The sequence below is a fragment of the Erwinia sp. 1181_3 genome, assembly GCF_052824965.1.
This window is the reverse complement of sequence record NZ_VTDE01000002.1, coordinates 352,736-367,953: the sequence shown is the minus strand read 5'-3', so window position 1 is coordinate 367,953 and position 15,218 is coordinate 352,736. Positions and strand designations below refer to the sequence as shown.

Genomic DNA, 15,218 nt, shown 5'->3' with positions numbered 1-15,218 from the left:
GGATTATGGACAATCATCAGCAACCGGTTCGCCGTTCTCAGCGTCTGCTGAGTTACCTGATTTGTACGCTGATTGCCGGGCAGCCGCTGCTGCCAGCGGTGGCTGCCGCCATCACCCCGGTGACCCCGGGCAGCCAGATGGACAAAGCGGCCAACGGCGTACCGGTGCTGAATATCGCCACGCCAAACCAGGCAGGGATCTCCCATAACCAGTTCAGTGATTACAATGTCGGCAAACCGGGGCTGATCCTCAATAACGCCACCGACAGGCTGACGCAGACCCAGCTGGGCGGGCTGATCCAGAACAACCCGAACCTGAAGGCAGGAAAAGAGGCGCGCGGGATCATCAATGAGGTGGTTGGCGGCAACCGCTCGCAGCTGCAGGGCTTTACCGAGGTGGCGGGCAAGGCTGCGAACGTGATGGTGGTTAACCCGTACGGGATCACCTGTAACGGCTGCGGCTTTATCAACACGCCGCAGGTGACGTTAACCACCGGGAAACCAACCTTTGACAGCCAGGGTAATGTCAACAGTCTGGCGGTTTCTAAAGGCACTATCATCGTTGAAGGGCAGGGGCTGAATGCCAGCCAGAGCGATGCGCTGTCCATTATCGCACGCGCCACTGAAATCAACGCCGATATCCATGCCCGGGATCTGACGGTGATTGCCGGATCGAACCGCGTTGATGCGCAGAGCAAGGTCACTGCGCAGGGATCTCAGGACCCGCAGCCCTCGGTGGCGGTGGATACGGGCGCGCTGGGCGGCATGTACGCCAACCGCATCCGCCTGGTGTCGAGTGACAAAGGCGTGGGGGTGAACCTTGGCAACCTTAATGCCCGTCAGGGGGATATCACCCTGGATGCCAGCGGCAAACTGACGGTGAACAACAGTCTGGCCAGCGGTGCGCTCAGCGTCCGGGCCGGGACGGTCGCGCTCAGCGGCGATCATAAAGCCGGTGGCGACATCACGGTCAGCAGTGACGGTGACGTGGCGCTGAAAAACGCGGCGCTGGTCAGCGATCGGGATGTGATAATCAACGTCGGGAAAACAGGGGCTCTGGAGAGCGGCAAACTGACGGCGGGCCGGGATATTCAGCTCAGCGGCAATGCGCTGACGCTGGATAGCGCCAGCCAGGCGAACGCAGCCGGAGATATCCGGGCCACCGCAACCACCCTGCTCTCGCAGCAGGGTCAGATGACCGCCGGACAGGATCTTACGCTTAACGCGGACGCGCTGGATAACCGCGGTGCGCTGAATGCCAGCCGAAACCTGAATGCCCGCGCCACCACGCAACGTAACAGCGGCACAATGCAGAGCAGCGGCGACCTGACGGTCAGCGGCAGCCAGCTGAAAAATCAGGGAAAGATGTTGAGCGGCGGGTCGCTAACCCTCACTGGCGACCGGCTTGAACAGAACGGCACGCTCAGTGCAAAAACGCAGGCCAGCCTGACCCTCAGCGACAGGCTGACGCAGGGCGCTCAGGGAGAAATACTCAGCGACGGTTTACTGTCGATTCATGCCGGGCAACTGGAGCAGCAGGGCCTGCTGTCGGGCGATCGCAGCGTGTATTTCAGCGGCGACGGTTTGAATCAGCAGCAGGGCGCACGCATCACCAGCCAGCAGGCGATTGACCTGCAGGCCGACCAGATGCAACTGGGCGGGGAGGTTAACGCAGACGGCGATCTGACGCTGAATGCCGGGACGCTCACCACCCAGAGCACGGCGCAGGTACAAAGCGGCGGTAACCTCAAACTGGCGGCGCAGCAGGCGACGCTGAACGGCACCCACGCCGCGCGCGGTGACCTCATCGTCAACGCCACCACCCTGAACCATAACGGCAAAAGTAACGCGGCGCGCATCGCCCTGACCGCCGACAGCCTGAATAACCACGGCACCCTGGTGGCGCCCGAACTGTCGCTCAGCACACAGCACCTCACCAACGGCGGCCTGCTGGATGGCAGCCGCAGCCTGCAATTGCAGACCGATCTGTTCGATAACCTACAGGGTGCCACGCTGCACAGCGCAGGTGACCTTGCACTGAGTCCCGCACGGCTGAATAACGCCGGGCTGATCGCCAGCGATGGCGATCTGACCCTGAGCGGTGACAGCCTGTTTAACCGCGGTGAAATTAACGCGCACAATCTCAGCGCGGATTATCTCGATCTGCACAATCAGCAGGGTGGCCTGCTGCTGGCACAGGGGCAGCTGACGACCGTCAGCCAGTCACTGGATAATGCCGGACAGATGGCGGCGGCGACACTGCATGTTTCGGGCGATCGCATCGAAAACAGTGGCACCTTGCAGGGCAACGACAGTCTGGCCCTGAAGGCGCACACTATCACCAGCCAGGGCGATATGGTCTCGGATGGCGCGCTGAACATCGACGGCGATAGCCTGAACAACGGCGGTGCGCTTCAGGGCGCGGTGCTGGCCCTGACGCTGGTTCAGCAGTTTGCTAACCAGCAGGGAGCGGAGGTGAATGCCACCCGCAGTCTGGCCATTGATGCGGCAACGGTGGTGAATGACGGGCAGATGGTCACGCCTGCTCTGACTCTGAACAGTGCCAGCCTGGTGAACCGTGGCTGGATGCAGGGTGATAATACGCTGGTGGTGAACAGCGCAACGATCGATAACCTCGCGGGTGGCACCCTGGTGAGTGGCGACCGCGCCGAACTGACCAGCACCACGCTGAATAATGGTGGTCAGTTGCAAGCCGGTCACCTGGTACTGAGCAGCACCAATCTCAATAACAGCGGTACGCTGTTGATGAACCATCAGGGAGAACTGACGGTTGCGCAGACGCTGACCAACAGCGGCCTGTTGCAGGCTAACCGCGCACTGACGTTAGGCACACGGCAACTGGTCAATACTGCCAGCGGTGCGCTGATTGATTCCGGCGGACTGACGCTGACGCTCGACAGTCTGCGCAATGACGGGCTACTGCAAATCAGTGAAGCGCTGGATGTGACGGCGCGCGAGCTGAATAACCAGGGCCAGTTGCTGGCAGGTCGCACGCTGGCGCTGAACGCGACGTCATTGATCAACGGCGGCCTGATGCAGGGCGATGAGCGGCTGACGCTTGACAGCACCTCGCTGGATAACTGTGGACAGATCCGTAGCCTGGCAGACGGCAAGGTCAGCGCAGACAGCTTACTGAATACGGGAAAAATTACCGCGCAGGATCTGGCACTCAGCGGTAATGTCCTCCGCAATAGCGGCCTGTGGCAGGGTAATCAACACCTTGGCGTCACCGCCGGGCAACTGACCCAGAGCGCCAGCGGGCAGACCCTGAGCGGCGGCATGCTGGAACTCAGCAGCCATACGCTGACCACTGACGGCACCCTGCAGGGGGCGCAGGTTAGCGTCACGGCGCAGAGCTGGCAGCACCTCGGAACGGCCATCGGCAGCGCAGGCATCTCGGCACAGGTCGGGGATACGCTGGCGAATACGGGTGAGATTTTAAGCCAGGGCGGCATTCAGCTTGATGCTGCGACGCTGAACAATACCGGCAAGCTGCTCGGCGAAGATGCCGTGACGCTGCGTGCCACTGGCTTCACTAATCAGGGCGCGGTGCAGGGCAGCATGCTGGCGGTAGACGCCGCAACGCTGACCAACAACGGCACGCTGGTGGGGTTGCAGGCCCTGACCCTCGGCTCTCTCCCCGCCGCTGTGGCACGCATGGCGCTGGCGGCAACACCAGCAGTGCAACGTATTTATAGCGGCAGCGGTAAGCTGCTGACCCAGGGCACTCTGAGAATAAACGGCGACAGCCTGAGTAATGACGGCATCTGGCAGGCGCAGGATATTGTCGCCAACGCCCGCACGCTGAGCAATCAGGGCCGCATACAGAGCGCCGACAGCCTGGAGTTGCAGCTGAGTGATACGCTGACCTCCGCTGCCAACAGCCAGATCGGTGCGCAGGGTGAAGCGTTACTGCATGCCGCCACCCTCAGCAATCAGGGACAGTGGACGGCTAAAAATCTCGCGCTGACGGCCGATGCGCTGGATAACCAGGGCACCATCAGTGGGGTGGATAACCTGACCCTGGGCCTGACGGGTGCGCTAAAACAGCAGCAGGCCGGATCGTTGTTAAGCGGCGGTGCGCTGGGCGTGAATGCGACCTCAATAGAGAATGCTGGCCGTATTCAGGGCAACACGCTGGCCATGAACGGCAGCACGCTGGAGAACAGCGGCAGGTTACAGGGGGATAACGGCCTGACGCTGGTCCTCGGCGATCGCCTGACCAATCATCAGAACGGGATACTGTTCAGCCAGCAGGCGCTGACGCTGCAGGCGGCGCAGATGACCAACGACGGTGTGATTCAGGGGGGGAAACAGACCCGGCTGGATATCACCGGAACGGCACAGAATAACGGAAAACTCCTTTTCAGCGATGATTTGACGTTTAACGCGTCGCAGCTGAATAACGGGGGCTGGTTACAGGCGACCGATCTACTGCTTAAGGCGGCGCAGGTAGAGAATACAGGCACGCTGCTGGCGCAACAGCAGGGCGCCTTTACCGGCAATAGTCTGATCAATCAGGGCAGTGTCCAGGGCGATCGACTGACGGTTAACTATCAGCAACTGAACAACAGCGGCACCGTGCTCGGCAACCAGCAGCTAGATGTCACTGCCGCAAATGTCGAGCAACAGGGCGGCGGCAAACTGCTGAGTGGCGGTAATCTGACGCTGAAGGCCAACCAACTCTCCCCCACCGGTCAACTGGTGGCCCTTGGGGATGTGACGGCCACACTGGCTAACGCCTTCACGCATCGCGGCACACTGGCGGCAGGCAATCAGCTGACGGTCACCAGCAACGGTGCCATCGACAACCAGGGCGTGATGCAGGGGCAGGGCGTTAACCTCAGCGCGGGGGCCGTACTGACCAACAACGGTAAAATCACCACTGGCACCCGCACCAGTACCCTGAGCGGTAGCCAGATCAACCTCAATGACGCCGGGAGCGTGCAGGGCGGGGGCGATATCTCGCTGACCAGCCGTGGCGATATCAATATCGCCGGCTTTACCGGAACCAGTGGGTCACTGACGCTGACGGCACCGGGCAGCATCATTAACACAGCCTTACTCTATGCAGGCCAGGATATGCGTCTGCAGGCCAACAGCATCCGCAACCAGCGCGGCGATATCCTCGCTGACAATAATCTGTGGATGCAGCGTGATGCCGCAGGCAATGCCAACAGTGAAATCATTAACACCTCCGGCACCATTGAGACGCGCAACGGCGATATTACGATGGCCACCGCGCATCTGCTTAATCAGCGCGACGGGCTGACCGTTGTTCGCCAGATTACTAATATTATCGATGCCAGTGCGGGCTATGTTGATGTGCCGTTAAGCAGTTTTAACCCACAGGATATTCTTTACGAGAATATTAGGGGGTGTGGTGGTGGGCGTAATGATAGTTGTCACAATAGCTATACGGCCAGTTTGAAAAATAAAGAAGATAAAACTCGTAAGCAGTTGGTTAGTACAGAATCAGTAACAGCCACCGCAAATGGCGGGGCATCACGTATTGCCGCAGCGGGTGATCTTATTGTAAGAGCGGGCGATCTTGAAAATAATGCAAGTTCGCTACTGGCAGGCAACAGGATTAAGCTTACGGGAAATCAGCTTAACAATGATTCCGTAGAAAACGGAATCATTTCGCGATACCAGACCTATGTTAATAAAACTGACATAGCAGGAGGTGGAACACCTATTACGTCGGGTAATTTCCGTTTTGAAATTAGCGGAGGGCCTGAGTTTACAACCAAATCCGGAACGGCTTACACGGCCGTGATCCAGGCCGGTGGTGCACTGACCGCCAGCTTCACCAGTAACATCAGCAATACGACTACTCGTGCCAATACCGGCACGATCACCAGTACCCTGGCAAAACCCGTGCTCAATACCCTCAGCCAGCAGGGTATCGGTAGCACTGTGCAACAACAGGCCCTGTCCGGCACTGAAAAAGTGACGGTTAATTCACCCCAGTGGCAGGCGCAGATCCAGTCAGCCCTGCAACAAATGAGTGGTGGCAAAGCCCTGGACAGCAACGGTCAGCCGCTGGCGACGCTGGCCGATCAGCGCACGAATAACAACAACGGCACTTCGCTGTTTACCAAAAACCCGGCCTCATTGCAGCAGCCAGTGGCTCAGGGCATCGACACCAGCGCGTGGCCACTGCCCACCGGCAATAACGGCTATTTCGTTCCTGCCAGCGATCCCAAAAGTCCGTATCTGATCGTCACCAACCCGCAGCTCGACGGGCTGGGCAAGCTGGATCACAACCTGTTTGGCGATCTCAATGCGTTACTGGGCAAACAGCCGGGCAGCGCACCGCAGGAAACGCGCAGTGCTTACACCGACCAGAAACAGTTCCTTGGATCGTCCTACCTGCTGGATCGCCTCAATCTTAAGCCTGATTACGACTACCGTCTGCTGGGTGATGCGGCCTTTGATACCCGCTATGTCAGCAATGCGCTGCTTAACCAGACCGGCAACCGCTACCTGAACGGAGTGGGTTCCGACCTGGAACAGATGCGTTATCTGCTGGATAACGCCGCCAGTGCACAGCAGTCGCTGGGATTAAAATTTGGCGTATCGCTGGATGCAAAACAGGTTGCTGCGCTTGACCACAGCATTGTCTGGTGGGAAGCGACGCAGATTAACGGCGAAACCGTGATGGTGCCAAAGCTCTACCTGTCACCGAAGGATATTACCGTCAACAGCGGCAGCGTGATTGCCGCCAACTCGGTGGAACTCAACGCCGGAACGCTGACCAATAATGGCAGCACACTGGCCGCCAAAACCGATTTGAATATCAACAGCCAAAACAGCATTAGTAACCTGAACGCAGGCCTGATCAGCGCTGCCGGGGATATGAACCTCAGCGCGTTGGGCGATATCAACAATATCGGTTCGGCCATCAGTGGCAAAACACTGGCGCTGGAGAGCCTCGACGGCAGTATTAATAACCAGACGCTGGCCACGCAGTGGAACGCCAGTAGCAAAGGCTGGCTTGGCTCCGGTGCGGCAATGAGCCAGACCCAGCTGGGCACAACGGCAACGATGAGCGCACAGCAGGGCGTAACGCTGAAAGCGGGCAAGGATATTACGGTCACCGGCAGCAAGGTGACGGCAGGCGGCGATCTGAAACTGGATGCGGCAGGCGATATTGCTATCAATGCCAATCAGACGTCCAGTAGCAGTCGCTATACCGGGTATGCAGGCAAAAACATCGCCAGCAGCGGCAAGGTCGACAACGTCGGCAGCAATCTCTCTGCGGGTGGTTCATTAACCCTTAACGCCGGAAACGATCTCAGCGCCACCGCCAGCGCCATCAGCGCGACAAAGGATCTGTCGCTGACGGCAGGCCACGACCTCAACCTGAACGCAGCAGACACCGCGCAGCGCAGCAGCAAGGGCAAAGGGGAAAACCATGTCACCGGTCAGGATCGCACCACGCTGACCAGCGGTAATGATCTGACGCTCAGCGCAGGCCGCGATCTGAACAGCCAGGCGGCAGGCCTGGTGGCCGATAACGATGTGACATTACAGGCGGGCAGAGATGTGAATCTGCTGGCGGCCACCACCACTAAAGGTGACAGCTACCGCAGCAGCGAACGTACGGAAATCCACGAAGCGGTGCGCCAGCAGGGCACGGAGATTGCCAGCGGCGGCAATACTGCGGTGCAGGCGGGGCGGGATATTAACAGTGCGGCCACCCAGGTGACGGCACAGCAGGATATTGCCCTGAACGCGGGGAATGACGTCAACCTGACGACGGCCACCGAGAGTGATTATTTCTACAAAGAAGAGACGAAAACCAAAAAAGGATTCCTTAGCAAAAAAACTACCCACACCATCAAAGAGGACTATTCGACTTCGGAGAAAGGCACCCTGCTGAGCGGTGATAACGTCAGCGTGGAGGCCGGTAAAAATATCCTGGTGAAAGGATCGCAGGTGGTGGGGGACGACAACGTGACCCTGAAAGCGGCCAGTAATATCGATATTGTTGCCGCGACCAACACGGACTCCAGCTGGCGTTTCAGTGAAACGAAAAAAAGCGGGCTGATGGGTACGGGTGGGATTGGTATCACCATCGGCACCTCTAGCCAGAAGCATGACTTAAAAGTGAAGGGCACGACCCAGAGCCAGAGCGTCAGTACCGTCGGCAGCACCGGGGGCAATGTGACGGTCAGCGCGGCTGACGGCGTGAAGATCAGCGGTGCTGACCTGGTGGCGGGTCAATCGTTAACGGTCAACGGTGACAGCGTTGTTATCGCGCCGGGTCATGATAAGCGCACCGCGGACGAGCGATTCGAGCAAAAATCCACGGGGATTACGCTGGCGCTCTCCGGCGCAGTCGGTGAAGCAATCAACAATGCCATCGCCACTGCACAGGCGGCGAAAGGGGAAAGTGACAGTCGTCTGGCGGCCCTGCAGGCGACAAAAACCGCGCTCTCAGGGGTGCAGGCAAAACTGGCCAGCCAGCAGGCGCAGGTCAGCGGCGACCCGAATAGCGGCATAGGTGTCAGCATTTCGCTGACCACGCAGAAGTCTAAATCCCAGTCGCAGCAGGTGAGTGATGCGGTATCCGGCTCGACCCTGAATGCGGGGCAGAACCTGGCGATTACCGCAACGGGTAAAGGTCAATCGGCTAACAGCGGGGATATCGCTATCGGCGGCAGCCAGCTGAAAGCGGGCGGCGACACCACGCTGACGGCGGCGAATGACATCCTGTTAACCGGCGCGGCCAACACGCAGCAATCCACGGGCAGTAACTCCAGCGGCGGCGGCGGCGTGGGCATCAGTTTTGGCGTGGGCAACGGCAGCGCCGGGTTGAGCATCTTTGCCAGTGTCAACGGCGCGAAAGGCAAAGACACCGGTAACGGGACGCAGTGGAGTGAAACCACCCTCGACAGCGGTGGCAACGTCTCGCTGAACAGCGGGCGTGACACCACGTTAACCGGCGCTCAGGTGAACGGTAATAAGGTCAGTGCCGATGTCGGGCGCAACCTGACCATCACCAGCCAGCAGGACAGCGATCGCTACGATTCGAAGCAGACCAGCTTTGGCGCAGGGGGCAGCTTCACCTTTGGGTCGATGACGGCGTCCGGCTATATCAATGCCAGCCAGGACAAAATGCACAGCACCTATGACAGCGCCATGGAGCAGAGCGGTATCTATGCGGGCAAGGGCGGGTTCGATATTCAGGTCGGCGACCACACCCAGCTGAATGGAGCAGTGATTGCCAGCCAGGCAGGGGCAGATAACAATCGCCTGGAAACCGGCACGCTGGGCTTCAGCGACCTGGGGAATGAAGCCGACTATAAGGTCAGCCATAGCGGGATCAGCGCCGGCATGAGCAACGGCGGGTCGATGGGCGGCCAGATGCTGGGCAACGTGCTGTCGAACTCGGCCAGCACGCTGCTGGCGGGGCTCAACGGCAAGGGGCATGCGGAAGGCACCACTCAGTCTGCGGTAGAACAGGGCACGATTGTTATCCGCGATACGGCTAACCAACAGCAGGACGTGGGGAGCCTGAGCCGTGATACTGCCTCGGCCAACGGCAGCATCAGCCCGATTTTTGATAAAGAGAAAGAGCAGAAGCGTTTACAGACGGCACAGGCGGTGGGGGAAATCACCGGCCAGATGGTTAGCATCGTGAACACGATGGGCGATATCAAAGGGCTGGAAGAGGCGAAAAAAGGCGCTGCACCGCTTAAAGATAACGCGACAGAAAAAGAAAGGGCCAAATGGCTGGCCGGATTACGAGAAAGCGATGCCTATCAGAAAGCCATGTCCGATTACGGCGTGGGCAGCAAGAACCAGATGGTGGTTCAGGCAGTAAGCGGCGTGCTTCAGGGACTGGTTAACGGAAATATTTCACAGGCGGTTGCCGGAGCGGCCAACCCACTGGTGGCGCAGGTCATCAAAGCGCAAACCACCGATGCCGGCGGCAACACGAATGTGGTTGCCAACGCGATGGCGCATGCCGTGTGGGGTGCGGTGGCGGCGCAGATGTCGGGAGGCAATGCCGCCGCGGGTGCCGCCGGAGCGTTCAGCGGTGAGCTGGCCACACGCTTTATTGCCGAAGCGTTTTATCACGCCAGCACGCCAGAGGAGATTGCCAGACTGTCGCAGGCGGACAAAGAGCAGCTGAGCCTGCTGGGCACGATTGCCGCCGGAGCCGCGGGGGCGGTAGCAGGCAACAGCTCGGCAGCCGCAACGACCGGAGCGCTTGCGGGCAAGAATGCGGTGGAGAATAATGCGCTGTCAGCCCCCGATGATAAGACACGACAGGATGCGAAATGGGCGCTACCGTACCTGGAAGGCGATAAGAAAGCACAGGCAGAGAAACTGGTCACTGACCTGAATGTGAAGGATAAAGCGTTCGATGCAGCGATTGATGCGGCGTGCAAGAATCTGTCATCAGCGGACTGTAGGGGGATGCGTCAGGAACTGGCGGCAATGGGCAAGAGTTACGATGCCCAGCTTGATGGTCAGTACATCGGCACCATGGCCAGTGTTTATAAAGAGGGTGCTGATAAAGTCGATAGTCTGCTGTGGCAATATGCGACAGCAGATGCGCAGGCACAGAAAGCGAAAGACATCCAGACCATCGCCACTAACTGGGGCGTCAGCTTAGAAACGGCTTCAACGTTGTATAGCAGCATGGCAAGGGTGCACACCGCTGCGGCGATTGGTGGCGCGGTGTATGGGATGAAGGGAATTGGAGCGCACGGAGAAACTGCTGGCTCTATTAAAAACGTTAATCCAGGATACCCAGAACCAGGTAGAACACATAATTGTGTAAACTGCTCTGTTGCCACCGATGCTACTCTGGCTGGAAATCCTGCATCGGCGTTGCCTGTAAACCATAAAAACGGTATTCCTTTGACCGTTTTGGAAAAACAATACGGTACTAAATTTAAGTATATTTCTTCGCCCGAAAGTATTACACAGCAAATGGCAAGTGCAGGTTCTGGTTCCAGAGGGATTGTTTTTGGTTCATATGGACCAGGTCAACCTGGACACGTGTTTAATGTTGTAAACCAAAACGGAACAGTCCGATTCCTTGATGGGCAAACAGGTAAACCTGCTAATCTCAGCAAGTTTGAATCATTCCAGTTATTGAGGACGAATTAATGGTTAGTTATGAAGAGGCTGTAGAAAAAGCGACAGAATATCTAAAAGATACTGATATTCCGGTTGTTATTACCCTGCATGGACGTTTTTCTGAAGGGTGGTTTTTTTGTTTTCAATCTCGAGAATACCTTGAAACTGGGGAGTTTTCTGCGCAGCTCGCAGGTAATTCGCCATTTATAGTTGATAAGGATACGGGTGATGTACATGAACTTGGAACTGCATATCCTATTGAAAAGTATTTACAAGATTATGAAGAAAAGAAAAATGCTCTGAGTTAGAAGGGCCCAAACATTCATGGACTAAACCTAAAAAGTTGGAACCCTGACTTTGTAAGGTGCAATCTGGTGACGTTGAAGTGGCGGCGCTGGGGCAGCAGGCATTGTTGGTGGAACCGGGAAGGTAAGAAATAAACCTGAGAGTAGTACTAATCAAGTCATTACTAAAAACATAGATCCAAATATTTTAATTAGCAGGCAGAATAAAAATGAAATGTCAGGATCCCAAGTAAAACGGCTTGTAAAAGATATGAAAACAAATGGCTTTGATGTCAATGAACCTATTGATGCTGCTATTGTTAATGGTAAGGTGATTATTATTGATGGCCATCATAGAGCTGAAGCAGCAGCAAAGGCTGGAATTAAGGATGTACCAGTTAGAATACACGATGTCACTACGGAACAAGGTGATCAACTTTTACGTGAAGCTGCTGAAGCAAGAGTAAGGTATTGATATGTTGAGTGAAAAACAGGTTTTGGACTTTATCAGTCTTCAAGGGAAATTAATAAAATCATTCTTTTTTACTTATTCAAATATAAAGGATTTTGACTTGCTATTGGACTTCCCCAAGAAAGGGGTTGTCTGGCTTGATGATGAAGGTTGGTGTTTTGTTAAACATGGTAAAGGTATTCGGTTTTTAATAAAAAATGGACAGCAAGAGAAGGTGGTTGATGTTAATAATAATATTAAAAATAGTCATATCATAGACGTGTGGCGTTTATCTCAATATTTTTCATTGTGTGATGATTATGAAATAAAAAAACTATTAGAGGGTATGGTTATATCTGGGATTTTACAAAAAACATCAGAAAAACAATATGAATTAATATGAATCTGTAGTCAGATGTTCAGTGTATCGGCCCAGATGCCTTGAGATTATGGCGCAGCGGGTGCTACCAGGACATTTTCGCAGATCGTTTCGCGTCCGTTTCGACAGGAACTAAAGAGGCGAACCCGACACAAGGATGTCATGCATGGCGGTGTTAAAAACCCACAGCGAGTACGAATGTTTGAAGGGATGGTGCCGGTTTGAGGTAAGCCGGGCGTCACGCGGCAGGACGCCGCGTGCCGAGGCCCGCAGGGATGCATCTTTTGCCGATCCGGTGTGCTCAAACCGGCACCAGCCTTATGCACTGAACATTCAGCTAGAAATCATGTCCGGAGATACATCTGCGGGCGCTCCAGGTCCTCACATATCAGCAGTGCATTCATCAGAATGCACACAACTTCACCTCCCAGGAACTCCCTGACCGCCAGCATCGCGTGCTGTCGGCGGTTTTTCGCACGTTTTTAATGGGGTTCTGTTTCTGAAATATGATGTATTAGCGCCGGGCAAATGAACTGCCCCAACTCTGGCGGTGTGCCAGGTTGTTCACCCCCTTTTCAGGATCAGTGATATGGATAAATCAGCCTTAACGTGCAGAGCGTCGCGCAAAACCGTTCTCACCCGTTTCTCCTGCAGTCTTCTCTTTCTTGCCGCGCCTGTGTTCGCGAATGATGCCCCTTTTGACCCGGATTCCCCGTGGCTGCTCGGTGACTGGGCGGGCTACCGCAAACATCTGGCGGATGAAGGCGTGGATTTCCAGGTGGACTATACCACGCAGTCGGCGGCCAACCTGGCCGGCGGCTACCGCACCAGCACCACGATGCGCTATGCCGATCAGTGGACGTTCGGCAGTAAGCTCGATCTGGATAAACTGATGAACTGGCAGGGCGGTCAGTTTCAGGTGACGCTGACCAACCGCAACGGGCAAAATCTTACGCCCTATATTAACGATCCGCGGACGGGTGGCCTGTCTAACGTACAGGGTATCTCGGCACGAGGTGATTATCTGCGCCTGACGCAGTTCTGGCTCAACCAGTCGCTGTTTGATAACTGGCTGGAGGTGAAACTGGGCCGTGTCACCACCAACGAAGATTTCGATACGGCCAGCGTCGGAATGTTCCAGAACTGGGCGATGGGCGGCGGCCAGCCGGGTCACTGGCGTAACGACCGCTGGTTTAACGCCCCGGTATCGCAGTGGGGAGGGCGGTTCAAACTCAATCTGCCCGAAGACGTTTATTTCCAGGTCGGGGTCTATAACCAGAACCGTGCCAACTACACGAAAGCGAACGGATTTCGTTTTGATATGGGCCACGGCGAAGGAAACCTGATCCCGGTTGAACTGGGCTGGAAGCCGCAGCTGGGGCAGGACAAACTTCAGGGTAATTATCGGCTGGGGATGTTCTACAGTTCCACCGAGGGCGGGGATTTTCACTCGTTTAAGGATGGGGAGTATCAGCATAACCGACGTGCTTACGGCGGCTATCTATTGGCCGAACAGCAGTTGTTCGCGATGGACGGTGATAACAAGCGTGGTCTGAGCGTGAGTTTCCAGTATGTGATGAACGACCATCGTACGGCGAAGATGGACAATTATCAGTCGCTGGCACTGGCGTGGAAAGGGCCCTTTGATGCCCGTCCCGCCGATGAGATCGGCATCGGCATGGCGCGTATCCATGTTAACAGCGACTACACAAAGATGCGTGAGGGGCAGAACGCCGCAAACGGCGTGAGCGATTATCGCAATCCTGCTTATCTGCCGCTGCAACAGGGCGCGGAATGGAACTATGAACTGTATTACAACGCGAAGGCTACCCGCTGGCTGAATATACGTCCCAACCTGCAAGTTGTGACTAAACCGGGCGGGGTGCGTCAGGTTCAGGATGCGTTAATTGGTGGCCTGGCCGCCGATATCAGTTTCTGATTAGCCGGGGGTGGCGTTTGTTTCAATGCCACCCCGGCACGATTAAACCTGTGCAATCTCATCCAGATGCTGATAAATCGTCAGCCCCAGCTCATGGCCAATGCGTACGTCGTTATCGGCTCCGCGTGACTCACCCGGTAAACGCAGAATGGCATCACAGTGGCCAATAAGTCGGTGTGCGACCGGATATAAATACGCTTCACTGATCGCATCGCCAATCTTCTGCGACCCGGCAATCCGCGCCAGCGGAAATGCCAGCCACTCGCCAATCAGCGGAATATGCCCTTTCTGGTAAATGGCTAAGGCTGCCTGTTCCATACGTTCAAGGTTGGCATGGATTAAGTCTTCACGGTCGCCTGTGCCGCTGCGTACCGGGCCTGCCACTAAAATTTGCAGTGATTTCATAATGATTTCCTAAAAAATGGGGTTAAGGGCCAGGTGCTGGATCAGCATGATGGTTTTGGCATCCATAATTTCGCCGCTGCGCACGGCGTCCAGTGCGCGGGAAAAGGGCCACTCCAGTACTTCGATATCTTCCCCTTCCTCCGCGACGCCACCGCCGCTTCCCTGACGATCGTCATCAGAATATTCGGCGATAAAGAAGAACAGTTTTTCTGTCACTGAACCGGGGCTCATATAGGATTCGAACACCTTTTCGATGTGCGTGATGCGAAAGCCAGTTTCTTCTTCGGCTTCGGCAATAATACGCGCTTCCGGCGAGGCGTTATCCAGCAGGCCTGCGGTGGCTTCAATCAGAAAACCGTGATGGCCGTTGACGAAAATGGGGAAGCGAAACTGCCGCGTCAGTACCACGGTTTTTCGGGCTTTGTGGTACAACAGCACCACGGCGCCGTTACCGCGATCGTAGGATTCCCGGCTTTGCTCCTGCCAGCTGCCGTCGCGGCGCAGCAGTTCAAAGGTGTATTTTTTCAGGGTGTACCAGTTATCCGACAGCAGCTGCTCGCGGATGTTGCGTACGCGTTCCTGCATGTTTTGCATGTTTATGCCCTTATTGTGGTGACAGAAAACACGCTAACATGCA

The 15,218-nt window shown here is 56.2% G+C and carries 7 protein-coding genes; 5 read left to right on the top strand and 2 right to left on the bottom strand.

The window, feature by feature from the left end; all coding sequences use genetic code 11:
* Positions 1-5: 5 nt before the first annotated feature.
* From FY046_RS06055 to FY046_RS06035, 5 genes are all read left to right on the top strand, one after another.
* Positions 6-11,153 (top strand): hemagglutinin repeat-containing protein, encoded by an 11,148-nt coding sequence (locus FY046_RS06055; RefSeq protein WP_446185870.1) that lies wholly within the window; start codon positions 6-8, stop codon positions 11,151-11,153.
* Positions 11,153-11,431, top strand: a complete 279-nt coding sequence (locus tag FY046_RS06050; protein WP_167864373.1) for a YrhB domain-containing protein — start codon at positions 11,153-11,155, stop codon at positions 11,429-11,431. Before FY046_RS06055 ends, FY046_RS06050 begins: the two co-directional genes overlap by 1 nt.
* 211 nt (positions 11,432-11,642) lie before the next feature.
* Positions 11,643-11,882: a hypothetical protein gene (locus FY046_RS06045; protein ID WP_446185869.1), complete on the top strand. Its 240-nt coding sequence runs from the start codon at positions 11,643-11,645 to the stop codon at positions 11,880-11,882.
* A gap of 1 nt (position 11,883) precedes the next feature.
* Positions 11,884-12,261, top strand: a complete 378-nt coding sequence (locus tag FY046_RS06040) for a DUF6896 domain-containing protein (RefSeq protein ID WP_446185868.1) — start codon at positions 11,884-11,886, stop codon at positions 12,259-12,261.
* Between the two features lie 565 nt (positions 12,262-12,826).
* Positions 12,827-14,176 (top strand): carbohydrate porin, encoded by a 1,350-nt coding sequence (locus FY046_RS06035; protein ID WP_167864376.1) that lies wholly within the window; start codon positions 12,827-12,829, stop codon positions 14,174-14,176.
* A 42-nt stretch (positions 14,177-14,218) separates the two neighbouring features.
* Here FY046_RS06035 and FY046_RS06030 read toward each other — a convergent pair whose 3' ends face one another.
* Both FY046_RS06030 and FY046_RS06025 read right to left on the bottom strand, forming a co-directional pair.
* Complete coding sequence (locus tag FY046_RS06030; RefSeq protein WP_133840928.1) at positions 14,219-14,581, bottom strand: NUDIX hydrolase; 363 nt, start codon at positions 14,579-14,581, stop codon at positions 14,219-14,221.
* Positions 14,582-14,590: 9 nt separating this feature from the next.
* On the bottom strand, positions 14,591-15,175 hold the full coding sequence (locus FY046_RS06025; RefSeq protein WP_167864377.1) for a GDP-mannose pyrophosphatase: 585 nt from the start codon (positions 15,173-15,175) through the stop codon (positions 14,591-14,593).
* Between the last annotated feature and the right edge of the window lie 43 nt (positions 15,176-15,218).

Excerpts from the sequence above, each read along its gene's own strand:
- FY046_RS06040 (WP_446185868.1), top strand. The coding sequence starts at position 11,884 with ATGTTGAGTGAAAAACAGGTTTTGGACTTTATCAGTCTTCAAGGGAAA.
- FY046_RS06035 (WP_167864376.1), top strand. The coding sequence starts at position 12,827 with ATGGATAAATCAGCCTTAACGTGCAGAGCGTCGCGCAAAACCGTTCTC.
- FY046_RS06045 (WP_446185869.1), top strand. The coding sequence starts at position 11,643 with ATGTCAGGATCCCAAGTAAAACGGCTTGTAAAAGATATGAAAACAAAT.
- FY046_RS06030 (WP_133840928.1), bottom strand. The coding sequence starts at position 14,581 with ATGAAATCACTGCAAATTTTAGTGGCAGGCCCGGTACGCAGCGGCACA.
- FY046_RS06025 (WP_167864377.1), bottom strand. The coding sequence starts at position 15,175 with ATGCAAAACATGCAGGAACGCGTACGCAACATCCGCGAGCAGCTGCTG.
- FY046_RS06055 (WP_446185870.1), top strand. The coding sequence starts at position 6 with ATGGACAATCATCAGCAACCGGTTCGCCGTTCTCAGCGTCTGCTGAGT.
- FY046_RS06050 (WP_167864373.1), top strand. The coding sequence starts at position 11,153 with ATGGTTAGTTATGAAGAGGCTGTAGAAAAAGCGACAGAATATCTAAAA.